This window comes from Rhodococcus sp. NPDC057297 (assembly GCF_042667435.1).
Classification (GTDB): domain Bacteria; phylum Actinomycetota; class Actinomycetes; order Mycobacteriales; family Mycobacteriaceae; genus Rhodococcoides.
In genome coordinates this window covers 262,568-284,603 of the sequence record NZ_JBHUZE010000002.1, presented here as the reverse complement: position 1 = coordinate 284,603, position 22,036 = coordinate 262,568, and the positions used below count along the sequence as shown (strand labels likewise).

The following is a 22,036-nucleotide window of genomic DNA, read 5'->3' as shown; positions in this document are numbered from 1 at the left end:
TTCGGTCAATGGATGGGCCGCTGCGTCAACCGAGGCCGTAGACCCGCTCGGCGTTGGCAGTGACGTGCGACGCCAGCTCGTCCGGATCGTCGCCGCGGATGTCCGCCAAGGCACGCACTGTGTACGGCAGGCAGTACGACTCGTTCGGTGCACCGCGGAACGGATGCGGCGTCAGGAACGGTGCGTCGGTCTCGACCAAAAGCTGACCGTCGGGAATGAGCACGGCCGCTTCGCGCAGTGCATGGGCGTTCTTGAAGCTGACCGTGCCGGACAGGCTGAGCACGTAGCCCGCATCGATGCACGCTCGCGCGGTGTCCGGACCCGAGGAGAAGCAATGGAAGATCACCGTCTCCGGCGCGCCCTCGTCCTTCAACACGGACAGCAGGTCGTCGTCGGCCTCGCGGTTGTGGATCATCAACGGCTTACCGAGCCGCTTCGCGAGGTCGATGTGCCAGCGAAAACCGTCCTGCTGCTCGGGGACGGTCGCGCATCCGTCGAGCTTGCCCGGCCAGTAGTAGTCGAGCCCCGTTTCGCCGACGGCCACGACCCGCGGATCCGACGCCAACCGCTCGATTTCCGCCTTGACGTCGTCGTCCAGCACGTTCGCCCGCGTGGGGTGAATCGCGACGGCCGCCCAGACCCGCGAATCCCAGTTCGCGGCGTCGACGGCGAAGCGCGCGGCCTCGAGGTCGTCGGCGACGGTCACGACTCTCCCGACGCCGACGGACTCGGCCCGATCCAGGATCTCGGCCACGCTCGCGGCGTCGGATGCGCCGCAGGCATCGAGGTGTGTGTGCGCGTCGACTAGTGGCGACAGCGCCTCCGGCAAAGGTGGTGCAGGACGTTCTCTACTCACGTCGATAGAGTAGGCGCACCATGACTGCGCCAGCTGATGCCTCACGGCCCACCTTCTACGTCACGACCGCCATTGCGTACCCCAACGGTGTCCCGCACATCGGCCACGCATACGAGTACATCTCGACGGACGTGATCGCTCGATTCAAGCGACTCGACGGATACGACGTCATGTTCTTGACCGGCACGGACGAGCACGGCCTGAAGATGCAGCAGACGGCCGTCAAGGAAGGCATCGACGTCCGCGACCTCGCGACACGTAATTCCGACGTGTTCAAGAAGCTCGACGAGACGCTCGGCATCTCCTACGACCGATTCATCCGCACGACGGACGCCGATCACCACGAGGCAAGCAAGGCGATCTGGTCGAAGATGGTCGAACGCGGTGACATCTACCTGGACACGTACTCCGGGTGGTACTCGGTACGCGACGAGGCGTTCTACACCGAGGGCGAAACGACCGTCGCCGACGACGGGACCCGCGTCGCCACCGAGACGAACACGCCGGTGGAGTGGACCGAGGAGTCGACGTACTTCTTCAAGCTGTCGGCGTACCAGGACAAGTTGCTCGAGCTGTACGAGACCAACCCGGGCTTCATCGCGCCCAACACTCGGCGCAACGAGATCGTCAGCTTCGTCAAGGGCGGTTTGAAGGACCTGTCGATCTCGCGCACCACGTTCGACTGGGGTGTCCAGGTCCCGAACGATCCCGAGCACGTCATGTACGTCTGGGTCGACGCCCTGACCAACTACCTCACCGGCGTCGGCTACCCGGACGGCTCGTCGGAGAAGTTCACGAAGTACTGGCCGGCCGACCTGCACATCATCGGCAAGGACATCACGCGCTTCCACACCGTGTACTGGCCGGCGTTCCTCATGTCCGCGGGCATCGAACTGCCGAAGCGCGTGTTCGTCCACGGATTCCTGAACAACAAGGGCGAGAAGATGTCGAAGTCGGTCGGCAACGTCGTCGACCCGTTCGCGCTCGTCGACGAGTTCGGCCTCGATCCGCTGCGCTTCTTCCTCCTCCGCGAGGTCTCCTACGGCCAGGACGGCAGCTACAGCGCCGAGGCCATCGTCACCCGCATGAACGCCGACCTGTCCAACGAGCTCGGCAACCTCGCGCAGCGCTCGTTGACGATGGTGGCCAAGAACCTCGAAGGAAAGGTCCCGACGCCGGGGCCGTTCACGGCCGACGACGAAGCCCTGTTGGCCCGCGCGGATGCTCTGCTCGAGATCTGCCGTCGGGAATTCGACGTCCAAGCGCTGCACACGGCACTGGAAGCGATCTGGTCGGTACTCGGCGAGACCAACCGCTACTTCTCCCAGCAGGAACCGTGGGTGCTGCGCAAGACCGACCCGGACCGTATGGCCACCGTGCTGTACGTGACGCTCGAAGTCCTGCGGATCGTCGGCATCCTGGTCCAGCCCGTCATGCCGGGGTCGGCCGCTCGCATCCTCGAACTCCTCGGCGGCCCGGCGAACCAGTTCTCCGACATCGGCACCCGCATCGTGCCGGGTTCGCCATTGCCCGCACCGTCACCGGTCTTCCCCAAGTACGAGGTGAAGGACGCCTGAGGGTTCGCCCCTCATCCCCTGTTCGGGCATCGATGGTCCGTAGCAACGTCTGGACAGTTGGCATGTGCCATTCATGCCGAACGGGGGCCGGGCGAGACAGGGCAGGGGGCGGGTGACTACGCCGGATCAACGGATACGGCTTTTTCCAGTTCCTCCAGTGAGTTCTCCAGGTGTGTGAGCATGCGCTGCAGGTGTGGGACGCTGCGGCGGCAGCCGATGAGACCGAAGTTGAGCGAGTCGCCGTTGCTTGCGACGGTGATGTTCAGTGCCATGCCGTCGCAGACGATGGAGGCCGGGTAGATTCCGTCGAGTTTGGCGCCGTTCCAGTACAGTTCGTCCTTCGTTCCAGGGACGTTGGAGATGATGACGTTGAACGGCGGCGGGGTGTTGTTGACGAAACCGGGTACCGGTCCGAAGAGCAATGGCAGCATGGTGACGGCGCCGAAGGCGAGTGATTCGAGAGTGTTGAACTCTCGCATCATGTCCTTGCCCTTGACGGTGGAGTCGGTGATGGTGGCGAGCCTGTCGAGCGGATCCGGTTGGTGTGTACCGAGATTGCACAGGATGGTGGACACCGAGTTGCCCGGCCCACTGTCCTCGCCTGGTTTGCGGAGCGATACGGGAACCATTGCAATCAAGGGCGAGTCAGGCAAAGCGTCCTGATCGATCAGATATCCCCGTAGGGCTCCCGAGCACATGGCGAGCAGAATGTCGTTCAGGGTCACGTCCAATGCCTTTGCGACCGCGTTCATTCGGCTGATGGACCAGCTTTCGGCCGCGAAGCGTCGCGCACCACCGATCGGCACGTTGAACATCGTTCGCGGGGCACGCAGCGGCAGTTGCGCACCTTCGTTGCGGACGGCGCGTACGCCCAATCGTGCTGCGGCAGGCACGAAGTCCGCGATGTCGCCGGCGAGCTTGCGACCGAGGGACAGCCCTCCGGAGACCCTTTCCAGCGCCCCCGGCGCTTCCTTGTGCTTCTTCTCCCTGAACAGCGACGGATCCCACGTGGCGACGCCGGTGCGGTCGTCCGGGTCGGGGGTGAGGGTGTTCATCATCAGCTTGAGCGCGGAGACACCGTCGACGAGCGAGTGGTGGACCTTGGTGTAGAGCGCGATCCGACCGTCGGCGAGGCCCTCGATGATGTGCAGTTCCCACATCGGCCGGTACCGGTCGAGGGGTGCACTGTGGTGCAGGGAGAGGAATTGGAAGAGTTCTCGAATCCGGCCCGGAGCGGGCAGTACGACGCGCCTCACGTGATATTCGAAATCGATGTCGTCTTCCCTCGACCAGGCGAGGCTTCCCATGACGTTCACCGGTCGGCCAGGACGTTTTCGAAACAGTTCGTGGACGTCGCCCGTTGTGAATTGTTTGTGGATTTCTTCTGCAAGTTCGTGCGGGTCACCAGGCGGAACGAACAACTGCAACCCGCCGACGTGCATAGGGTGTTCGCGAGACTCCGCGATCAAGAACATGGACTCGGTAACAGGCATGAGCGCCATCTGCGATCACCTTTCCGCCTAGTTTCGATCACGGTGTGACATCGAACACGACCGCATGTTTAGACAGACTAGGTCACGGGTTATTGTCCGTTACCAGGAGTTCCAAGAAGACGCGAAATGGAGGCGAGGACGATGACCACCGTGCTCACCGCTCTGCCCCAGCCGACGCCCAGAGGCGTCCCCACCAGGCTCGACATGCACGGTCGCAGCATCCATTCGCGCGCTCTCTCGACGTATTTGCAGCTGACGGTTCGTCCTTTCCTCACGGTGTGGTCCAAGACGTCCGCTCTTCCGTGGCCGATGGGCCTCGTCGATTACGCGGGAATGCTTGTTCCGCCGCTCAAGGGAACCCGCCACAGCAAGATCGCGCTCGCCGAGTGCGATGCGGAATGGATCCGCGCCGAGGGCGTTTCCAACGACCGCGTGGTGCTCTATCTGCACGGAGGCGCGTTCGTCTGTTGCGGGCTGAACAGCCACCGGCGGCTGACCTCACGCATCTCGGCCAGCGCCGACGCCCCCGTTCTGTCGGTCGACTACCGGATGATGCCGCGCAACCCCATTGCCCATGCGGTGGAGGACGGCGTCGACGGTTTCCGCTTTCTGCTGGAATCCGGGTACCGCGCCGACCAGATCGTCATCGCCGGCGACTCCGCAGGCGGGTACCTCGCCTTCATGGTCGCCCTGATGCTGCGTGATCTCGGCTTACCGACACCGGCTGGTATCGCCACCATGTCGCCGCTGACCGACATGGACCCCAGTGGCAAGCTCGAGCACGCCAACGCATCGAAGTGCGCAGTCTTCCCCGCCGGAGCCGTACCCGCCCTGACGGTCCTCGCCGACCGCGTGGACGCTCGCATCGTCGTCGAAGGCGAACGGGGACCACGAGTTTCACCCGTCGACGCCGATCTCGTCGGCCTACCCCCGGTCCTGATCCAGGCAGGCTCGACGGAGATGGTGCTCGCCGACGCCGAACTGATGGCAGAGCGTCTCGCCGCAGCAGGCGTCGACTGCGAACTTCAGGTGTGGGACAACCAGGTACACGTGTTCCAGGCCGCGGACTTCGTGCCCGAAGCGCACCGCGCGGTCCGCAAATTCGGCGCATTCGTCAAAGCCCACAGCCCAATGTCCGCCACTGCCGACTCCGCCTGAGTTACCTTTCTTCTCATGGCAGTCACAGCAGATACAGAGGTCGACATCGCAGCCGAGCCGGCAGCGGTGTTGGACGTACTCATGGACGTCGAAGGGCTGCCCGCGTGGTCGCCTGTCCACAAGAAGATCGAGATCATCGACCGATTCGACGACGGCAAGCCGCATCACGTGAAGATGTCGGTATCGATCCTCGGGATCAACGACGAGCAGACCGTCGAATACACCTGGGCGGAGGACAAAGTCGTCTGGGACCTCGTCGAGGGTTCGCAGCAGAAGTCCCAGCACGGCGAGTACACCCTCACGCCGACCGACAAGGGAACGCACGTGACGTTCTCGCTGACGGTCGACCCGAAGATGCCGATCCCCGGTTTCCTCGTCAAGAAGGGCACCAAGACCATCCTCGCGGCCGCCACCGAAGGGCTACGTCAGCAAGTCGTCGGCTGAGCTTCTCGCAGCCAACACCGCCTCGTAGAGATCCCGTTTGGACACGCCGTCGACTGCCAGTTGGGCACATGCGTCCTTCAACCGCATGCCCGACGCCACCAGCTCCTCGACGTCGTCGATGAGGTCTTCCGGTTCCGACGCCACGGCGACGGCTCCGGCGAGCACGACGGTGATTTCTCCGCGTACGCCGTCGGCGGCCCAGTCGGCGAGTTCGCCGAGGGTGCCTCTCTTGACCTCTTCGTAGGTCTTGGTGAGCTCTCTGCAGACCGCGGCGCGGCGGTCGGGACCGAGTACCGCGACGGCGTCGGCGAGGCAGTCGGAGAGGCGATGAGGGGCCTCGAAGAAGACGCAGGCGCGCGATTCGGTGGCCAGGGTTTCGAAGAATCGGCGTCGGCCGCCTTGTTTGCGCGGGGGGAAGCCGTCGAAGCAGAAGCGTTCGACGGGCAGTCCGGAGAGCGCCAGGGCGGTCGTGACGGCGGACGGGCCGGGTAGGCACGTCACCGGTAGGTCGGCGTCGACGCATGCGGCGACGAGTCGGTAGCCGGGATCGCTCACCGACGGCATTCCGGCGTCGGTGACGAGCAGGACGGACTTGCCGTCGCGGACAGCGTCGACCAGTCCGGGAAGCCGGGACGTTTCCACCTGGTCGTAGAAGCTGACGATCTTGCCGGTGATGGCGACCCCGAGCCCCGAGGCCAGTTGTTTCGTCCGGCGGGTGTCTTCGGCTGCGACGACGTCGGCCGTGGCCAAGGCGTCGCGGAGTCGCTGGGACGCGTCACCCAGATCGCCCATCGGTGTTGCGGCAAGGATCAGCATGGCGCCCATTCTTCTCCACCGGGCCTCGCCCCCTACGATCGGTGTGTGGCCCTACGCGAGTCGACCGAGCGATACGTAGTCAGTCCGGGGCCGAGTACACCCGCTGCCGACTACTACCGCGACACCGATCGTCGGCGGGGCTGGATCGTCACGCTGGTGATCACTGCGCTCGCGGCCGTCACGCGGTTCGCGATGCTGCGCTACCCCACCGATGCCGGTACTCCGGTGTTCGACGAGAAGCATTACGCGCCGCAGGGCTGGCAGGTGTTCACCGGTGGTGGGATCGAGGACAACCCCGGGTACGGATTGGTGGTTCATCCTCCGGTCGGAAAGCAGTTGATCGCCGTCGGCGAGGCGCTCTTCGGCTACAACGGGTGGGGCTGGCGGTTCTCCGCGGCGGTTGCGGGAACTCTACTGGTACTGATCGTGATTCGGATCGTGCGGCGTCTTGCTCGCTCGACTCTGGTCGGTGCGATCGCCGGCATTCTGCTGACCGTCGACGGCGTCACGTTCGTCTCGTCGCGCATCGGGATGTTGGACATCTTTCTGGCGTTCTTCGTCACGGCCGCGATGGGATGTCTGGTCGTCGACCGAGACGACGTTCGACGACGCATGGCGAAGGTCCGGGCGGAGGGTCGCATCGCCGCCAGCGTGTACGGCCCGCGAATGGGGGTGCGCTGGTGGAGATTCGGCGCGGGCATCCTGTTGGGTCTGGCGTGCGGAACCAAGTGGTCCGGGATCTACTTCATCGTGTTCTTCGGGTTGTTGTCGGTCGCGTTCGACCTCGCGGCACGGCGTGCGAGCGGGGTGCAGCGGCCGTGGATCGGCACGGCAGTGCGCGACATCGGTCCTGCGCTCTACGCGCTGGTGGTGATCCCGCTGATCGTGTATCTGTGCACCTACGCAGGGTGGTTCGCCAGCGAGACCAGCGTGAACCGGCATGCCGTCGGCAACCAGATCGGCACGGACGGGCCGTTCTCGTTCGTGCCCGCTGCGCTGCGCTCGCTGTGGTACTACAGCGGAAACGTGCTCACGTTCCACTCGGGTCTGACGAACTCCGCGGGCAACGTCCACCCGTGGGAGTCGAAGCCGTGGACGTGGCCGATGGGTCTGCGGCCGATGCTGTACTACTTCGCCGAGGGCGACACCGTTCAGGGTTGCTCGGCGAGCTCGTGCGTCAAGGCGATCATGCTCATCGGCACCCCGGCCATGTGGTGGCTCGCGGTTCCGATGCTGCTGTGGTGTCTGTGGATGATGCTGGTCCGTCGGGACTGGCGATTCGCCGTCGTGCTGACCGGCTACGGCGCGGCGTATCTGCCGTGGTTCGCCACGCTGGATCGACAGATGTACTACTTCTACGCTGTCGCGCTCGCGCCGTTCATGGTCATGGGATTCGCACTGATTCTGGGGCAGATCATCGGCCGGGCGCGCGCGTCGGCGGAGCGGCGTGGCACGGGGCTGATGCTCGTGTGCCTCTACGTGGCACTCGTCGTGGCGAACTTCATCTGGTTGTGGCCGATCCTGACGGGAATGCCCATCACTCCTGATCTGTGGCAGCAGCAGCTCTGGTTGCCGTCCTGGCGTTAGGCCCCTTTCCCCGCACGTGAGCGGAAACGGAGGCCTGGAGCGGAGCCGGCGGAGCGACCCGGAGTCCGAGTTCCACTCACAAGGGGGTCGCGGGAGAGGTCGCGGTAGAGCGAGACGCACAGCCCGATCATCACGAGCACGAACGGCGCGGCGGCGATGATCGTCATGGTCTGCAAACCGTTCAATGCGTCGGCACCTCCGGTCCACAACATCAGCGCGGCGATCCCGCCGGTCAGCACGCCCCAGAACACGACGATCCATCTGCTCGGTTCCTGACTTCCGCGTTGGCTCAGCGTGCCCATCACCATCGATGCGGCGTCGGCTCCGGAGACGAAGAAGATGGCCACGAGCACCATCACCAGCACACTCGAGATCCCGGCGACGGGAAGGTTTTCGAGCATTCCGAACAATTGGGACTCGCTGCTGTCCCGGCCGGCGAGATCGATTCCGTTCTGTTGTTCGGCGATCCCGGCGCCACCGAAGATCGAGAACCAGACCAGGCTGACCGTGCTGGGAACGAGGATCACGCCGATGACGAACTCACGGACGGTACGGCCGCGGCTGATTCGTGCGAGGAACATACCGACGAACGGCGTCCAGGACACCCACCACGCCCAGTAGAAGATGGTCCACGACGACAGCCAGGTGGCGGTCTCGCCGCCGTCGCCGGCCGCTGCGGACCGAGCCGACATGTGCACGAGCTGGCTGGCGTAGTCACCGATGGTCGTCGGAATCAGATTGAGTATCAGCACGGTCGGTCCGAGGACGAAGACGAAGACCGCGAGAACCAACGCCAGCACCATGTTGATGTTGGACAGCCACTGGATGCCTTTCGCGACGCCAGAGACGGCCGAGGCGACGAATGCGAGCGTCAACAGTGCCACGATCGCGACGAGCAACAGCGTGCCCGCCTCCCCCAGCCAGCCGAGAACCTGGAATCCCGAGCCGATCTGAAGTGCGCCGAGGCCGAGCGACGCTGCAGTGCCGAACATGGTGGCGAAGATCGCGAGGATGTCGATGACCTTGCCGATGGGGCCCTCCGCGCGGCGCCCGAGCAAGGGGATGAACGCCGAACTGATCAGCTGCTTGCGGCCGCGTCGATACGTCCCGTAGGCCACGGCGAGGCCGACCACTGCGTAGATGGACCACGGATGCAGGCTCCAGTGGAACATTGTCGTGGCCATCGCAGCCCCGACGGTGCCGTCCGATCCCGGTGGCGGAGAGACGAAGTGAGAGAGGGGTTCTGCGACGCCGAAGAACATCAATCCGATCCCCATGCCGGCGCTGAACATCATGGCGATCCAGCTGACGGTCTTGAATTCCGGCTTCTCGCCGTCTTGTCCGAGCGGGATCTTGCCGAACTTGCTGACTGCGAGGTAGATCGAGAACACGACGAACCCCGAGGCCGCGATGATGAACAGCCACCCGATGTTGGTCACCAGCCAGCTCAGGATCGAGGACGTCGTGGATTCGAGCGAGTCGGCGGCGAGCAGACCCCACACCAGAATGGCGGCGGTTATCGCCGCGGTGGTACCGAACACCAGGTAGTCCGTCCGCGGTGGGTGCGGTGTCGAGCCGGAAACGACGGAACCCTGGGACCGCTCGGTATTCGTTGCCATAGGTGAAGTGAAGCACTAACACCGTGGTGGCGTGGCGAATTTCCGAGTAGGTCCCAGGGTTCGGGTCGAGCACAGGGGTCAGGCGCGCGATTTCGCGAAGCTCGTCCGGCCGCCGGTTGCGGCGTCGAGGCTGAAGCGTCCTGCACCGACCGCAGCGATCAACAGGGAGGCGACGCCGAGTGCGACGACGAGCTCGTAGCCACCTTCGGCGACGAACACACCCAGGTCGTAGTGCACGAACAGGAATGCGCCGAGCATGTCGAGGAACAGCAGGATGCCGATGATCGGGGTGAAGATGCCGACTACCAGCGCCACGCCGCCGATCAGTTCGACGAAGGTGGCGAAGTACGCGGAGACTGCGGGCAACGGCACGCCCATACCTTCGAAGCCGGCCTTGGTTGCGTCGAGGCCGTTGGTGTTGAGCTTCTGCCACCCGTGGGCAATGAACACGATGCCCAGGCCGATTCGGGCAACGAGAGTTGCGATGTCGCGGAAGATGGTCGAGTTCATGTCAGATCCTTCGGGCACGGCAAATGGGAACGGGCCTACCCTGGCACAGTTATGTTGAAGCGTCAACTTAGTGCGGTATCGACATGGCTCCGAATCCTGTCGTCGGACAGACCGAGGGCACGCAGCTCGGTCACGTACCTGCGCGCGGCGCGCGCCGCATTGTCCTCGGTGGGGTCACCACCGGAGGCTATGAACGTCCCCAGACGCCCGCGAGCGGATATGACGCCTTGCGCCTCGAGTTCCTTGTACGCCTTCGCAACGGTGTGCGGAGCGATGGACAGTTCCTCGGCCAGACCGCGCACCGTCGGAATCTTGGTCTCCGCGACCAGTTCCCCGCTGCGTACCAGATCGAGAATCCCCGACCTGACCTGCTCGAACAACGGAGTCCCGGACGCAGGGTCGACGTGGATGCGCATGCTGGACTTTCTATCACGCACCCACGCGACTAGGCCGCGGAGACAGCGTCCTCCACGGTGGTATCGCCCGACGTCAACATCAGGGTCTTGCCTGCGGCGGCCGGAGCTTCGATCAGCGCTGCGATGACGGCAGCGACGTCAGCGCGCGGAACCGTCCCACGCTCCAGCGGCGGCGCCGTCAATGTGACGTGGCCGGTCGGCTCGTCGTCCGTCAATCCACCGGGACGCACAATGGTCCAGTCCAACTTCTGCCTGGACTTCAGGTCTTCCTCGGCCGCCGTTTTCGCAGCGATGTAGGCCTTCCAGGTGTCTTCGGCGTCGTCCGCAACCGGCTCACCCGCTCCGAACGAGCTGATCTGCACGAACCGAGCAACACCCGCCTTCTCTGCCGCGTCGGCCAGCAACACCGACGCCGCCCTGTCGACGGTGTCCTTGCGCTCTACGCCGCCGGACGGGCCGGCGCCCGCTGCGAAGACCACGGCATCGGCGTCGTGCAGCAGGGCAGCGACGTCGTCCACCGATGCGCTTTCGAGGTCCACGACCTCGGGAAGTGCGCCCAACGCCGTCACGGCGTCGACATGATGGGGATTTCGAATCAATGCCACCGCTCGATCGCCCTGTGCCGTGAGAACCTGAATAAGGTGCTGCGCGATCTTGCCGTGTCCGCCTGCGATCACTACTCGTCGATCAGTCATTGCACTCGACTACCCGACCGACTCGGACCACAAACAGTGGCACTATCTATGTCCATGACTTCGTCTGCGACCATCTACCACAATCCCCGATGCAACACCTCGCGCACCGTATTGAAGGCCATCCAGGAAGCGGGGATCGAGCCGACCGTCGTGAAGTACCTCGAGACTCCGCCCACCAAGGACGGCCTGCGCAAGATTCTCGACGACGCGGGCCTGACGGCCTCTCAGGCGATCCGTCGAAAAGAGGCGCTCTACAAGGAACTCGGTTTGAAGGATGCATCCGAGGAGGCTCTCGTTGCGGCAATGGTCGAACACCCCATCCTCATCGAACGTCCGATCGTCGTGACGGACAAGGGCACCGTGCTCGCTCGGCCTGCCGACAAGGTGCACGAGGTTCTGTAAGCGCAAGTAATGTCGAGGTATGCCGATGCCCGACTGGAAAGTACGTGAACTGAGCCCAGGCCAACTGTCCGAGCGCAGCGGAGTTGCGGTGTCGGCCTTGCACTTCTACGAAAAGCAGGGCCTCATCACCAGCCGACGCACGTCGGGAAACCAACGCCGCTACCACCGCGACACTCTGCGGCGCGTTGCGTTCATCCGCATCTCGCAGAAGGTCGGCATTCCATTGTCACGCATTCGCGACGCGTTGGCCGACCTCCCGGAGGAGCGGACACCCACCAAACGCGACTGGGCCAAGCTCTCGGGCCACTGGCATGCCGACCTGGACCGCCGCATCGAGCAACTCGTCAGGCTCCGAGACGATCTGACGGGATGCATCGGGTGCGGCTGCCTGTCGCTCTCCAGTTGCGCGCTCGCCAATCCGGGCGACGAGTTGGCAGGTAGTGGACCGGGCGCACGGCGTCTGGACGTCGACCTATGACTTCTTGAGCAATTTCCCGAACTGGTCGTTGGCCTTCTGCAGCACGAACTCGTAGGGCGGCGCGAACTTTCGAGCCCACCAGTACCCGAAGCGAATGTCGTTGGACGAGTAGACCAGATAGCGGTTCTTGACGATTCCCGTGATGATCGCGTCCGCCACCACATCGGGTTCGACGGCGCGTTTCTCGAATCGATGCTGCAGCTTCTGCACTCGCGGATCCTCGCGGTCGACGCCCGCGATCTCCACGGTGTTCACCAGGCCGGTCTTGACCCCGCCCGGTACGACGAGGCTGACGCCGATGCCGTGCCGCTTGAGGTCGTAGCGCAGGACTTCCGAGGCTCCGCGCAATCCGTATTTGCTGGCGCTGTAGGCGGCATGCCACGGCAGTGGAATGAGACCGGCCGCGGACGAGACGTTGACCAGATGGCCACCGCGGCCTGCCTTCACCATCGCGGGAAGAAAGTTCTCCATGACGTGGATCGGGCCCATGAGGTTGACGTCGATCATCGACTTCCAGTGCCTATGCTCGAGGTTCTCCACCGTTCCCCACGCCGAGATACCTGCGACGTTCATGACGATGTCGAGGCTGTCGACGGACTCGTGCACTGTGGACGCGAACGACGTCACGGCCTCGTAGTCCGAGACGTCGAAGGCCTCGTACATCTCGACCGACGAGCCGACCGCCGCGACGGTCTCCTTCAATCCCACCTCGTTGATATCGGTGAGATACAGCGCTGCGCCCGCTTTGGACGCGGCGATGGCCGTGGCACGCCCGATTCCGCTGCCCGCCCCCGTGACGAGCGTCTTCTTTCCGCGCAGATCCTTGATGGTCATCGTGTGTCTCGTCCCCCACGAACTCGAAGAATGTGTCCTTCGCACCCTACGCGCCCGCCCGGTTGTCGCTGGTGGTGTCGACGGAGGAGACTGGTCCGATGGCAATAGTGTCGAGGGGATTCGTCGGCAAGAACAGAGACGACTCGTCCCGTATCCCGCCCGGCCAGTACCGAACCGACGATTTCCCGGTTCTGTCCGTCGGGCCTACCCCTCGCGTTCGTACCGAGGGTTGGGAGTTCACGGTCGTCACCGAGCGCGGCGAGAAGCATCGTTGGACGTGGAACGAGATGCGCGCTCTGCCCGCGGAGAAGCCGACGGTGGACATCCACTGCGTCACCAAGTGGTCCAAGTTGGACACTCGGTGGCGCGGGGTGTCACTGGACACGGTGTTGGACGGGATAGAGACCACCGCAACCCACGTGATGGCCCATGGGCGTGACGGGTACACCACCAACCTGCCGCTGAGCGAGTTGCGCAACGGAAAGGCTTGGCTCGCATATGAATACGACGGCACACCGCTGCACCCCGAGCACGGTGGGCCGGCGCGCCTGCTCGTTCCGGGCCTGTACTTCTGGAAATCGGCCAAGTGGATCGAGAAGCTGACCTTGCTCATGCGCGACGAGCCCGGGTTCTGGGAACGCAACGGGTACCACGACTACGGCGATCCGTGGCAGGAGCAGAGGTATCAGGGAGATTGAAATGGCTGATTGCAACACTCGTCGCGAAGATCAGGGAAACCTCGACCGCCGAGACCCTCGTCTTCGACATTCCGGACTGGCCGGGCCACCTGCCGGGGCAGCACGTCGACGTGCGCCTCACCGCCGAGGACGGTTACTCGGCGCAGCGTAGTTACTCGATAGCAACTCCTACGGACGGCACGACCGTCGCGCTCACCGTTCAGAACGTCGACGACGGCGAGGTGTCGCCGTATCTCACGGGGGTCCTCGAGGTCGGCGAGCAGGTGGAAATGCGCGGACCGATCGGCGGATGGTTCGTCTGGAACGAATCCGACCCTGCCCCGGTGTTGCTCCTGGCAGGCGGCTCCGGCGTCGTTCCTCTGATGTCGATGCTTCGCGCCCGCAGGACGGCGGTACGCAAGACTCCCTTCCGCCTCGTCTATTCGGTACGCACACCCGCGGAGGTCATGTACGCGTCCGAGCTTCGCTCGATGCCAGGCGGGATCGACGTCGCATACCGCTTCACCAGGGAGGCACCCGACGGGTACCGAGGCCGCGTCGGCAGACTGACGTCGGACGATCTCATCGCCGACGGATGGCCCGCCGAGTTCGCGCCGTCGTGCTTCGTGTGTGGACCGACAGGCTTCGTCGAGGCAGCAGCAGACCTGCTGGTGCAGGACGGCCACCTACCGCCACGCATCAAAACCGAACGATTCGGCTAGAGGCGCTTCGACATTTCCTCACGGTAATCGGCGACGGTCGATTCGATGCGCGTCGCATCGTCCTCGTCTCCGCGATGGCGGGCGTCGTCGGCCCTGCTCTGCAGCGTCTTGATTGCTTTGCGGAGTTCGGCGTCGGACATTCGATGCTCGGTCAGTGCTGTGTGGTTCATGTCACACAGTGTCCGCCTGGTTCCGAGACTCCGCAAGCAGGCGTCAGACGTGGACGGACTCGTTCACCAGCTCGGAGGCAGGAACGAAACTGGACAGGCTGCGGGCCGCGAATTCGCGGAAGTATCCGAGCTTGTTCGGCGGCACCAGAGACGGCAGAACGGTGTTCCACACCTTCTCCATCCTCGACGGCGCGGTTTCCAACGTCGACTGAGCCTCGGACACCATCAACACGCCGGCGAGCATCTCGCACACGAGAAGGGCTGCGTTGGACGAATCCAGATGGTCGGCCACGTCCCCGTGCTCGATCGCACGGTCGAAGAGGTGCTCGAAGATGTTGCCCCAGGTGCCGAACACACTGCCGCGTGCCGTCTCGGAGCCGTCGATCTCCATCTGCAGGCGGTACATCACGCGGACCAGCGGATCCGACGCGGCGAGTTCGAGGACGGAGTAGGAGATGCCGATGACCGACTCGAGTGCGGGCGACCGCGAATCCACGAGGCCGGCACATGCGGTGGAGACGCGCTCATGGCCTTCGTCGACGATGGCGCGAGCGAGCTCTTCCTTGGACGCGAAATGGAAATACAGAGCGCCTTTGGTCACTCCGGACTTCGCCGACACCTGGCTCAGTGTGGCATTTGCGTGCCCGACCTCGAGAAAAAGATCTGCGGCCGCCCGCAATGCTGCTGCACGCGTGGCTTCTGCCCTCAGTTGCCTAACCATGAACTACTCACCCCTGCTCAGTTGCCTACTCATGACACCGACGCCGCCCTGCTGAGACCGCTCGAGGAATGCTCCGAACCCGTGTTTTCGAATTCGCCGACCCACCCGACAGTCCGGTTGCGCAGGACAATACTAACCTCACATGTATCACTATTGTGATCCACGAGTGACGAATAAGTGACGCGTTGGACGAATCAGATAACTATCGAAATATAAAGTTCCACTTCGCCGGTTTTTGTAACGACTTCGATGTCTTCTTTGTATGCCCGGAATAGCTCGCCATTAGCTGTGGCGTCCTCGACCTGGGCCCACACGTCCTCGATGGGGTCCTGAATTACCCCATCGGGGACGAATACCGCATACACCCCACTGGGTACGGATACGAAGACATCACCCACCGGAACGTCCGACGGAGAATCGAACGGTGTTGCGACGACCGCGTTGTAATCACCGGCCGCGTCCGGGACGTAGACGGTACTGATGTCGACAGGCTCCAAGTGCTGATCGCGAATTCGTTCGCGCAGGAACCGGAACAGCTCGCTGGTGCTGGCCTCCGCGCCCGGGGTGATCCTGGGCGCGACGAGACCGCCGAACAGCTCCGCGCTACGTGCGGTCACTCGATGACTCACGCCCGCGTCCCCGACTGCTCGATCGACAGATAGAGGTCGATCTTGTAAGCGTGCGGATAACACTCGTAATCGGCAGTGAAGGTACGTGTGATCTCGTGCTGCTCTTCCGCGTGCTCGATCTGCTGCCACAACCGGACCATCACATCCGGGAAATGGCCGACGGACGAAAATTTGGCGTATTTGGCGGCCGGGATACGCGCGACCAGATGCCCTCGCGTGACCTCGGCGAGTGCCGAACAACGGTAACCGACGATCTGGGTGTTGTACGACCCGATGCCCGGTGCGAAATCGGTGTAGACGGAGGCAAGTGGGCCACCGATGTCCTGCTTCAGGACGGAGGACCACGCCTGATCGAGAGCAGGGTCGTTCAGCCGCCCCAGCGCACGCTTGGGGCTGCGAACCGGAAGACCGGCAACCCAGGTTTCTTCGAGGTCGACGATCTCGAAAGCCATACACCACTCCACTACCTCGGGGTCGCGGCGAACAAGCCCGCGACCGGGGTGACGCTTCCCCAGTAGACGTCGACCATCGATACTGATTGAAACATTTTCCGGCCAAAGCCTACCGGTTCGATCTCCCCGCCATCACGACGGACTGTGCCCACAGACCAGTAATTCATCACGATCGGATGGCCTCGCCGAGACCAGCTGCTTGTGATACCTCTCAAAAACAGACTGCAGTGGGATGATTTCTTCCGTAACCGTGGACGTGACCGAATTGAATCCTGTATCAATACTTCTTGTCGGTGTCAGTACCGACGACGTTCGCGAACAACACCCCTTCAGTACAAGGAGCTCACCGCATGGATCTCGCAGCATTCATCTCCAGCCTTCTCTCCACCGGCAGCACCACGGGAAGCTCCGCATCGGACATCCCGATCATCGACCTGCTGGGCGCTGGTTCCTCCAACTGATCCCAGACGCACCGAACAAATGAGGCTCGGCCCGGATAACCGGGCCGAGCCTCATCTTGTTCGTACGAGCATTTCTGGTGGAGCTGAATTCTTGGTGGAGCTGAGGGGAATCGAACCCCTGACCTTCTCGATGCGAACGAGACGCGCTACCAACTGCGCCACAGCCCCTTCTTGCGATCCTCGCGAACCGCTGAGCAACCATATCAAAGGAGCGTAGGCGTCATGCTCCCGAGGCGCGTCGGATGTCGTCGTCCATCGAACCTTGCTGCTGGAACGGCTCGTCGTAATGGTCCAGGTGGTCGAATTCCGGGTCCTCGTCGTCGATTTCGAGGACCACGGCACCCGGTCGCCTCAGACGCTGCGGGACCAGTTTGAGCTCGTCGTCCGTACGAGACTCGACACCGAGCCTGGAGCGGCCCATGCGAGTCATGCGTCGGCGACGGATCTCCTGCTCTATCTGCACCTGACGGCGGAGGTAGTAGAGATACCCGACCAACGACAGCACTGCCAGACCGCACGCCCACCACAGCATCGGAGTGAGGATCACGGCTAGCGCGCCGGTAGTGATGGCCGCGAAGACCAGTCCCAGCACCGCGCGCTGACGGAACGAGTAGCGGGCGGCGCGGGCGATGGCGTCGGCCTCGGGATCGAATCCGCCGCGCCCCCGGCGGTTGGGAACGTAGTCCCGCTCGTGGGCGACGTCCGTGTCGTTCATGTCGTCCATATCGGGATCTGCGTGAGTGTCCATACGGTCCTCCGCCTGGGTGTTCGGGTGTTCGCGACCGGATGGGTCGGTGTGCTCGGAGCGCCGTCCGAAGACGACGCTCGCCGGAGCGGATACGCGCTCGTCGTATTCGGGCCGCCAGTCCGGGTCGCTGGCGTGGCCGGTTGCCGGTCCTCGTGCCGTCCGCTTGGTGCCGCCGCGATGGAGTACGCGGGTGGCCAAGGCGACGTCGGATGTCTGCATGATCCGAGGACGCTTGCTCGTCATCATCGGGAGCAGAACGAACACCCAGATGGCGACCAGACCGATCCAGATGATCGAGTTGGGCATCGCGCGCGTTCTCCTTCCGAGGCAGATCCGGTTACATCGGTGACTGGATCAGGCTATGCGGAAGAGGTGCCCTAACCGCGGAGACGCGCCGACCCGAATTACACACACGTCACTTTAGTCACACGAGCCTCGAGCCGTCAGCGGAGATGCTCACGCCCAGGCTGCTCGGCCTGCCCGTACCAATCGATCCGCAACGGTCCCCTGTACCTCGTGGGACGTCATGGCCACCAGAACGTGGTCGCGCCACCGTCCGTCGACGTCGAGGTAGTTCTTCAGCAGGCCCTCTTCGCGGAACCCGACGTTGCGCAGCACGGCCTGGCTCGCGTGGTTCTCCGGCCGCACCGTCGCTTCGACTCGGTGCAGGCCGACGGGGCCGAAGCAATGGTCCAGGCCCAGCGCCAGCGCCGCCGTCGCGACGCCGTGGCCGTTCACTTCCTTGGCGACCCAGTATCCGATCCACGCCGATCGGAGCGCCCCGCGGACGATGTTGCCGACGGTGAGCTGGCCACAGAAGTCGCCGTTCAGCTCGATCGCCATCGGCAGCATGTGGCCCTTGCGGGCCTCCGACTTCAGACCCGACACGAGGCCTGGCCAAGCAGAAATGTGATGGCGTGCAACCCATGCACCTTCACCTGTGGGCTCCCACGGCTCTAGGTGTGCACGATCGGCGATCCTCGTCCGGCTCCAGGATGCACCGTCACGCAGCCGCACCGGGCGGAGCGTCACCGTTCCGGCCGACACCGTCAGAGGACCCAACTTCGCCGGCCACCCAGGGTGGCTCGACCACGTGCGTGACATTTTTCGATATTAGGCGCCCTGCGCATGTGAGTGGAAATGCGTCCCCCAGGACGCATTTCCACTCACATGAAGCGCTATCCCCTCTGCGCCAGGAAGGACACGTCGACCTCTTCACCGGTCCGAATTTCGGTGACGTCAGGGTCGATGACGACCAGACAGTTGGCCTCGGCGAGCGTCGCCAGGAGGTGAGACGACGCGCCCGGCGCTCCCCCGAGTGCCTGGACCAGATATTCACCGGTTTCCTCGTCGCGCATCAGCTGGCCGCGCAGGAATCCCTTGCGATCCTCGATGGACGTGATGGGCGCGACGGTGCGTGCGGTGACGGTGCGGCGCATCGGCTGCCTGCGTCCCAGCGCAATGCGAATGAGCGGCCGGACCATCACCTCGAAGACCACGAGCGCGCTGACGGGGTTCGCGGGCAGCAGGAAGGTCGGGACCTCGTCGCGTCCGAGCTGGCCGAAGCCCTGGACCGATCCGGGGTGCATGGCGACACGTTCGACTTCGAGATCGCCCAGTTCGGACAGCGCTTCGCGTACCGAGTCCGATGCACCGCCACCGACCGCACCCGCGATGACCACGATCTCCGAGCGGATGAGCTGACCTTCGACCACTTCGCGCAGTCGCTTCGGATCGGTGCTGACGATTCCGACGCGGTTGACGTCGGCGCCTGCGTCGCGGGCCGCGGCGGCCAGTGAATAGGAGTTGACGTCGTAGACCTGCCCTGGGCCCGGCGTCCGATCGGTGTCGACGAGCTCACCACCCACCGAGATCACGGACAGCCTCGGGCGCGGATGTACCAGCACCTTGTCTCGCCCGACGGCGGCAAGCAGGCCCACCTGAGCAGCTCCGATGATGGTTCCGGACCGGACGGCGACGTCGCCGGGTTGTACGTCGTCGCCGATCTTGCGGACGTAGTCGCCCGAGCGCACCGGTCGATAGACCTTCACCCGTGCGTGTCCACCGTCGGTGCGGTCGAGCGGCAACACCGCGTCGGCGAGCGTCGGTAGCGGTGCACCGGTGTCGACGCGCACGGCCTGCCGTGGCTGCAATCGGATCGGTTGACGCGACCCTGCGCTCACCTCACCGACGACGGGCAGGGTGAGTTCGATCCGCTCGTCGTCCTCGTTGCGCAGGTCGGTACCGGCCTGTGCGACGTCGACGCTGCGGACGGCGTATCCGTCGATGGCCGCCTGGTCGAAGCCGGGCAGGGGGCGCTCGGTGACGACTTCTTCCGCGCAGAGCAGGCCCTGCGCTTCCGAGATCGCGACCCGAACAGGCCGCGGTGCAACTGCCGCAGCAGTCACTCGGGTCTGCTGATCCTCAACCGAGCGCATCTGGCCCTTCCTCCGATTTTCACACTTCGCGGGCCTACTCGTACTTCGTGAGCTGCGGCGCCCAGTCGTCACTCAGACGCTCGGTCAGCCACTCACGCAACGCCGGACCGTAATCATCACGTTCGAGAGCAAAGTCAACCGCAGCGCGGAGGTATCCTCCGGGATTTCCGAGGTCGTGTCGGGGTCCGCGGTGGACGACGACGTGAACCGGGTGGCCTTCTTCGATGAGGAGTGCGATGGCGTCGGTGAGCTGAAGTTCGCCGCCCGCGCCGGGCTCGATGCGTCGGAGCGCGTCGAAGATCGCACGGTCGAGCAGGTAGCGGCCCGCCGCGGCGAACAGCGACGGCGCGTCTTCGCGCTTGGGCTTCTCCACCATGCCGGTGACCTTGAGCACGTTCGGGTTGACGGCGTCGGGAACCGTCTCGACCTCGAAGACGCCGTAGGCGGAGACGTTCTCTTCCGGGACCTCGAATGCGCACAGAACGGAACCGCCACGCTTGGCACGGACGCGCGACATGACGTCGAGAACACCGCGAGGAAGCACCAAGTCGTCGGGAAGCAGCACGGCGACGGCGCTTTCGTCGTCGTCGAGCACTTCCTCGGCGCACGCGACGGCATGGCCGAGTCCGAGCGGCTCCTTCTGTACGACCGACTGGACGTCGAGCAGCGCGGGTGCCACCCGGACCTTCTCGAGCATCTTCAGCTTGCCGCTGGCTTCGAGCTTGGTCTCCAGGACGAGGTCCTCGACGAAGTGTGCGACGACACCGTCCTTACCGGGCGATGTGACGATCACCAGACGCTGTGCGCCGGAATCGGCGGCCTCACCGGCGACCAATTCGATCCCCGGCGTATCGACGACGGGCAGCAATTCTTTCGGGACCGTTTTGGTGGCAGGCAGGAATCGGGTTCCCATTCCTGCGGCGGGAACGATCGCAGTTCTGAAATGCCGTACCGGACCTGTCGACGCGTCTGTCATATTGCCTACCCTATCCATGCTCGCTGCGGATTCGCTCCGCGTGTGATGGCTGTTTTCCGTTGGTGCTTAAGCTGAAAACTTATGACGAACGGTGAGTTTTCGACGCCTGTGTCCAAGGACGCGTGGCGACGTCATGTCCTGACCGCTCGTCGCGCTCTCAGCGCCGAACTTCACGCCGAGGAATCCAGGAAACTCTGTCATGCCGCGGCTGATTCGGCGCGGGGAGCGAGTGCTGTGGCTGCTTACGTGCCGGTCGGGAGCGAACCTGGTTCACTCGACCTGCTCGACGGACTTCTTCATCGAACCCCCCAGGTTCTGGTCCCGGTCGCGAGGGAACCGGGGCCGTTGCACTGGGCAGAATACACAGGTCGGGGCAGCCTTCGGGCGGCTCCCTACGGATTGCTCGAACCGAGCGGTCCGGTGTTGGACCCGGAGTCCGTGACACGGTGTTCGTTGGTGTTCGTGCCCGCTCTGGCCGTCGATTACCGGGGAGTTCGGCTGGGCCGCGGTGCCGGGTTCTACGACAGGACGCTCGACCTCGTCGAACCAGGCGTTCCGATCGTCGCGATCGTGCGTGACGGGGAACTGGTGGAGAAGTTGCCCGAGGAACCGCATGATCGACGGTCCACGCACGCGCTGACACCGGACGGTGGCCTGGTGGAACTCACTGGGGAATAGTCGGCCGAATGGCTTCGTTGGCAGTCATGACTGTAGAGTGCCAATGCTCTCTCTTTCACCGATGGAGCGGACCAGCGCGGAGGATCATCGATGCCCACATATTCGTACGCCTGCACCGAATGCGACAACCGATTCGACATCGTGCAGTCCTTCAGTGACGACTCCCTGACGGTGTGCCCGGCCTGCTCGGGCAAGCTGCGCAAACTGTTCAACTCGGTCGGCATCGTGTTCAAGGGCAGCGGATTCTACCGAACCGACAGCCGCGGCGGATCCAGCTCGGTGAGCGAGAGCGCAGGCGAATCCAAGAGCGACTCGTCGACCAAGACGGAGACCAAGACGTCGTCGACCAGCGATTCTTCGTCCTCCAGCTCCAGCACCTCCACGTCGAGCACGCCGTCGAAGGCTGCTGCCAGCTCCTAGTTTCTCGCGTTGTCCACAGGCCCCGGCTTCATCCACAGCCGGGGCCTGTTTTCGTCGGT

Annotated in this window: 26 protein-coding genes and 1 tRNA gene; 10 read left to right on the top strand and 17 right to left on the bottom strand. The window is 64.0% G+C overall.

Annotation, left to right across the window (positions count from 1 at the left end):
• Window positions 1-25 precede the first annotated feature (25 nt).
• The gene (locus ACFULT_RS07280) at window positions 26-856 is read right to left on the bottom strand and encodes a TatD family hydrolase (protein WP_378481029.1); all 831 of its coding nucleotides are present in this window, start codon (window positions 854-856) and stop codon (window positions 26-28) included.
• Window positions 857-876: 20 nt separating this feature from the next.
• Here ACFULT_RS07280 and metG point away from each other — a divergent pair, with 20 nt between their 5' ends.
• Window positions 877-2,433, top strand: coding sequence for a methionine--tRNA ligase (gene metG / locus ACFULT_RS07275; RefSeq protein ID WP_094719375.1), 1,557 nt, complete (start codon window positions 877-879; stop codon window positions 2,431-2,433).
• A gap of 116 nt (window positions 2,434-2,549) precedes the next feature.
• On the opposite strand, the gene ACFULT_RS07270 is transcribed toward metG, so the two are convergent.
• The gene (locus tag ACFULT_RS07270) at window positions 2,550-3,935 is read right to left on the bottom strand and encodes a wax ester/triacylglycerol synthase family O-acyltransferase (protein ID WP_378481028.1); all 1,386 of its coding nucleotides are present in this window, start codon (window positions 3,933-3,935) and stop codon (window positions 2,550-2,552) included.
• Window positions 3,936-4,052: 117 nt separating this feature from the next.
• Between ACFULT_RS07270 and ACFULT_RS07265 the strand changes: the two genes are divergently transcribed.
• Window positions 4,053-5,084, top strand: coding sequence for an alpha/beta hydrolase (locus tag ACFULT_RS07265; protein WP_094719377.1), 1,032 nt, complete (start codon window positions 4,053-4,055; stop codon window positions 5,082-5,084).
• A gap of 15 nt (window positions 5,085-5,099) precedes the next feature.
• Window positions 5,100-5,528 (top strand): SRPBCC family protein, encoded by a 429-nt coding sequence (locus ACFULT_RS07260; RefSeq protein WP_037110647.1) that lies wholly within the window; start codon window positions 5,100-5,102, stop codon window positions 5,526-5,528.
• Here the strand turns inward: ACFULT_RS07260 and rsmI are convergent.
• Complete coding sequence (gene rsmI, locus ACFULT_RS07255; RefSeq protein WP_037110646.1) at window positions 5,505-6,353, bottom strand: 16S rRNA (cytidine(1402)-2'-O)-methyltransferase; 849 nt, start codon at window positions 6,351-6,353, stop codon at window positions 5,505-5,507. The two genes, ACFULT_RS07260 and rsmI, sit on opposite strands and share 24 nt — an antisense overlap.
• A 36-nt stretch (window positions 6,354-6,389) precedes the next feature.
• On the opposite strand from rsmI, the gene ACFULT_RS07250 reads away from it, so the two are divergent.
• Window positions 6,390-7,931: a dolichyl-phosphate-mannose--protein mannosyltransferase gene (locus tag ACFULT_RS07250; protein ID WP_378481027.1), complete on the top strand. Its 1,542-nt coding sequence runs from the start codon at window positions 6,390-6,392 to the stop codon at window positions 7,929-7,931.
• On the opposite strand, the gene ACFULT_RS07245 is transcribed toward ACFULT_RS07250, so the two are convergent.
• From ACFULT_RS07245 to ACFULT_RS07230, 4 genes are all read right to left on the bottom strand, one after another.
• Window positions 7,928-9,550: a BCCT family transporter gene (locus ACFULT_RS07245; RefSeq protein ID WP_378481026.1), complete on the bottom strand. Its 1,623-nt coding sequence runs from the start codon at window positions 9,548-9,550 to the stop codon at window positions 7,928-7,930. The genes ACFULT_RS07250 and ACFULT_RS07245 overlap by 4 nt on opposite strands.
• A 78-nt stretch (window positions 9,551-9,628) precedes the next feature.
• A complete protein-coding gene (locus tag ACFULT_RS07240) occupies window positions 9,629-10,060 on the bottom strand; it encodes a DoxX family protein (protein ID WP_037110644.1) in 432 nt (143 codons plus the stop codon).
• 62 nt (window positions 10,061-10,122) lie between these two features.
• Window positions 10,123-10,476, bottom strand: coding sequence for a GntR family transcriptional regulator (locus ACFULT_RS07235; RefSeq protein ID WP_037110643.1), 354 nt, complete (start codon window positions 10,474-10,476; stop codon window positions 10,123-10,125).
• A 29-nt stretch (window positions 10,477-10,505) separates the two neighbouring features.
• Window positions 10,506-11,171: an NAD(P)-binding oxidoreductase gene (locus tag ACFULT_RS07230; RefSeq protein ID WP_037110642.1), complete on the bottom strand. Its 666-nt coding sequence runs from the start codon at window positions 11,169-11,171 to the stop codon at window positions 10,506-10,508.
• 54 nt (window positions 11,172-11,225) lie between these two features.
• Between ACFULT_RS07230 and arsC the strand changes: the two genes are divergently transcribed.
• Window positions 11,226-11,573: an arsenate reductase (glutaredoxin) gene (arsC, locus tag ACFULT_RS07225; RefSeq protein WP_378481025.1), complete on the top strand. Its 348-nt coding sequence runs from the start codon at window positions 11,226-11,228 to the stop codon at window positions 11,571-11,573.
• A gap of 19 nt (window positions 11,574-11,592) precedes the next feature.
• Window positions 11,593-12,051 (top strand): redox-sensitive transcriptional activator SoxR, encoded by a 459-nt coding sequence (gene soxR, locus ACFULT_RS07220; RefSeq protein WP_026347689.1) that lies wholly within the window; start codon window positions 11,593-11,595, stop codon window positions 12,049-12,051.
• On the opposite strand, the gene ACFULT_RS07215 is transcribed toward soxR, so the two are convergent.
• Entirely contained in the window at window positions 12,046-12,885 is an 840-nt protein-coding gene (locus ACFULT_RS07215) for an SDR family oxidoreductase (RefSeq protein ID WP_037110640.1), read from the bottom strand. The genes soxR and ACFULT_RS07215 overlap by 6 nt on opposite strands.
• Window positions 12,886-12,983: 98 nt before the next feature.
• On the opposite strand from ACFULT_RS07215, the gene ACFULT_RS07210 reads away from it, so the two are divergent.
• Both ACFULT_RS07210 and ACFULT_RS07205 read left to right on the top strand, forming a co-directional pair.
• Complete coding sequence (locus ACFULT_RS07210; RefSeq protein ID WP_378481024.1) at window positions 12,984-13,583, top strand: sulfite oxidase-like oxidoreductase; 600 nt, start codon at window positions 12,984-12,986, stop codon at window positions 13,581-13,583.
• Window positions 13,580-14,284, top strand: coding sequence for a ferredoxin reductase (locus ACFULT_RS07205; protein WP_378481023.1), 705 nt, complete (start codon window positions 13,580-13,582; stop codon window positions 14,282-14,284). Before ACFULT_RS07210 ends, ACFULT_RS07205 begins: the two co-directional genes overlap by 4 nt.
• Here the strand turns inward: ACFULT_RS07205 and ACFULT_RS07200 are convergent.
• The 9 genes from ACFULT_RS07200 to ACFULT_RS07160 all read right to left on the bottom strand — a co-directional run bounded on the left by ACFULT_RS07200 (window position 14,281) and on the right by ACFULT_RS07160 (window position 20,879).
• Entirely contained in the window at window positions 14,281-14,454 is a 174-nt protein-coding gene (locus ACFULT_RS07200; RefSeq protein WP_020111410.1) for a hypothetical protein, read from the bottom strand. The genes ACFULT_RS07205 and ACFULT_RS07200 overlap by 4 nt on opposite strands.
• Before the next feature lie 43 nt (window positions 14,455-14,497).
• Window positions 14,498-15,175: a ScbR family autoregulator-binding transcription factor gene (locus tag ACFULT_RS07195; RefSeq protein ID WP_026347686.1), complete on the bottom strand. Its 678-nt coding sequence runs from the start codon at window positions 15,173-15,175 to the stop codon at window positions 14,498-14,500.
• Between the two features lie 194 nt (window positions 15,176-15,369).
• Complete coding sequence (locus ACFULT_RS07190; protein ID WP_037110638.1) at window positions 15,370-15,792, bottom strand: effector binding domain-containing protein; 423 nt, start codon at window positions 15,790-15,792, stop codon at window positions 15,370-15,372.
• Between the two features lie 8 nt (window positions 15,793-15,800).
• Window positions 15,801-16,256 (bottom strand): GyrI-like domain-containing protein, encoded by a 456-nt coding sequence (locus ACFULT_RS07185; protein ID WP_037110637.1) that lies wholly within the window; start codon window positions 16,254-16,256, stop codon window positions 15,801-15,803.
• A 553-nt stretch (window positions 16,257-16,809) separates the two neighbouring features.
• Window positions 16,810-16,885: transfer RNA gene (locus ACFULT_RS07180), tRNA-Ala, on the bottom strand.
• 52 nt (window positions 16,886-16,937) lie between these two features.
• Window positions 16,938-17,771 (bottom strand): gephyrin-like molybdotransferase receptor GlpR, encoded by an 834-nt coding sequence (gene glpR, locus ACFULT_RS07175; protein ID WP_378481022.1) that lies wholly within the window; start codon window positions 17,769-17,771, stop codon window positions 16,938-16,940.
• Window positions 17,772-17,921: 150 nt separating this feature from the next.
• Window positions 17,922-18,569, bottom strand: a complete 648-nt coding sequence (locus ACFULT_RS07170) for a GNAT family N-acetyltransferase (RefSeq protein ID WP_037110635.1) — start codon at window positions 18,567-18,569, stop codon at window positions 17,922-17,924.
• A gap of 74 nt (window positions 18,570-18,643) precedes the next feature.
• Window positions 18,644-19,903 carry a gephyrin-like molybdotransferase Glp gene (gene glp, locus ACFULT_RS07165; protein WP_037110634.1) on the bottom strand — a complete coding sequence of 420 codons (1,260 nt, stop codon included), beginning with the start codon at window positions 19,901-19,903 and terminating at the stop codon, window positions 18,644-18,646.
• Window positions 19,904-19,937: 34 nt separating this feature from the next.
• Window positions 19,938-20,879, bottom strand: a complete 942-nt coding sequence (locus ACFULT_RS07160; protein ID WP_037110633.1) for a UTP--glucose-1-phosphate uridylyltransferase — start codon at window positions 20,877-20,879, stop codon at window positions 19,938-19,940.
• A gap of 81 nt (window positions 20,880-20,960) precedes the next feature.
• Between ACFULT_RS07160 and ACFULT_RS07155 the strand changes: the two genes are divergently transcribed.
• Together ACFULT_RS07155 and ACFULT_RS07150 are read left to right on the top strand one after the other, a co-directional pair.
• Window positions 20,961-21,557 (top strand): 5-formyltetrahydrofolate cyclo-ligase, encoded by a 597-nt coding sequence (locus tag ACFULT_RS07155; RefSeq protein WP_052059295.1) that lies wholly within the window; start codon window positions 20,961-20,963, stop codon window positions 21,555-21,557.
• Window positions 21,558-21,647: 90 nt separating this feature from the next.
• Window positions 21,648-21,977 (top strand): FmdB family zinc ribbon protein, encoded by a 330-nt coding sequence (locus tag ACFULT_RS07150; RefSeq protein WP_019664510.1) that lies wholly within the window; start codon window positions 21,648-21,650, stop codon window positions 21,975-21,977.
• Window positions 21,978-22,036: the final 59 nt, after the last annotated feature.

Bases quoted from the DNA above. Each gene is read 5' to 3' on its own strand.
- metG (WP_094719375.1), top strand. From the start codon at position 877: ATGACTGCGCCAGCTGATGCCTCACGGCCCACCTTCTACGTCACGACC.
- ACFULT_RS07270 (WP_378481028.1), bottom strand. From the start codon at position 3,935: ATGGCGCTCATGCCTGTTACCGAGTCCATGTTCTTGATCGCGGAGTCT.
- ACFULT_RS07265 (WP_094719377.1), top strand. From the start codon at position 4,053: ATGGAGGCGAGGACGATGACCACCGTGCTCACCGCTCTGCCCCAGCCG.
- ACFULT_RS07260 (WP_037110647.1), top strand. From the start codon at position 5,100: ATGGCAGTCACAGCAGATACAGAGGTCGACATCGCAGCCGAGCCGGCA.
- rsmI (WP_037110646.1), bottom strand. From the start codon at position 6,353: ATGGGCGCCATGCTGATCCTTGCCGCAACACCGATGGGCGATCTGGGT.
- ACFULT_RS07245 (WP_378481026.1), bottom strand. From the start codon at position 9,550: ATGGCAACGAATACCGAGCGGTCCCAGGGTTCCGTCGTTTCCGGCTCG.
- ACFULT_RS07240 (WP_037110644.1), bottom strand. From the start codon at position 10,060: ATGAACTCGACCATCTTCCGCGACATCGCAACTCTCGTTGCCCGAATC.
- ACFULT_RS07235 (WP_037110643.1), bottom strand. From the start codon at position 10,476: ATGCGCATCCACGTCGACCCTGCGTCCGGGACTCCGTTGTTCGAGCAG.
- ACFULT_RS07230 (WP_037110642.1), bottom strand. From the start codon at position 11,171: ATGACTGATCGACGAGTAGTGATCGCAGGCGGACACGGCAAGATCGCG.
- arsC (WP_378481025.1), top strand. From the start codon at position 11,226: ATGACTTCGTCTGCGACCATCTACCACAATCCCCGATGCAACACCTCG.
- soxR (WP_026347689.1), top strand. From the start codon at position 11,593: ATGCCGATGCCCGACTGGAAAGTACGTGAACTGAGCCCAGGCCAACTG.
- ACFULT_RS07215 (WP_037110640.1), bottom strand. From the start codon at position 12,885: ATGACCATCAAGGATCTGCGCGGAAAGAAGACGCTCGTCACGGGGGCG.
- ACFULT_RS07210 (WP_378481024.1), top strand. From the start codon at position 12,984: ATGGCAATAGTGTCGAGGGGATTCGTCGGCAAGAACAGAGACGACTCG.
- ACFULT_RS07200 (WP_020111410.1), bottom strand. From the start codon at position 14,454: ATGAACCACACAGCACTGACCGAGCATCGAATGTCCGACGCCGAACTC.
- ACFULT_RS07195 (WP_026347686.1), bottom strand. From the start codon at position 15,175: ATGGTTAGGCAACTGAGGGCAGAAGCCACGCGTGCAGCAGCATTGCGG.
- ACFULT_RS07185 (WP_037110637.1), bottom strand. From the start codon at position 16,256: ATGGCTTTCGAGATCGTCGACCTCGAAGAAACCTGGGTTGCCGGTCTT.
- glpR (WP_378481022.1), bottom strand. From the start codon at position 17,771: ATGCCCAACTCGATCATCTGGATCGGTCTGGTCGCCATCTGGGTGTTC.
- ACFULT_RS07170 (WP_037110635.1), bottom strand. From the start codon at position 18,569: ATGTCACGCACGTGGTCGAGCCACCCTGGGTGGCCGGCGAAGTTGGGT.
- glp (WP_037110634.1), bottom strand. From the start codon at position 19,903: ATGCGCTCGGTTGAGGATCAGCAGACCCGAGTGACTGCTGCGGCAGTT.
- ACFULT_RS07160 (WP_037110633.1), bottom strand. From the start codon at position 20,879: ATGACAGACGCGTCGACAGGTCCGGTACGGCATTTCAGAACTGCGATC.
- ACFULT_RS07155 (WP_052059295.1), top strand. From the start codon at position 20,961: ATGACGAACGGTGAGTTTTCGACGCCTGTGTCCAAGGACGCGTGGCGA.
- ACFULT_RS07150 (WP_019664510.1), top strand. From the start codon at position 21,648: ATGCCCACATATTCGTACGCCTGCACCGAATGCGACAACCGATTCGAC.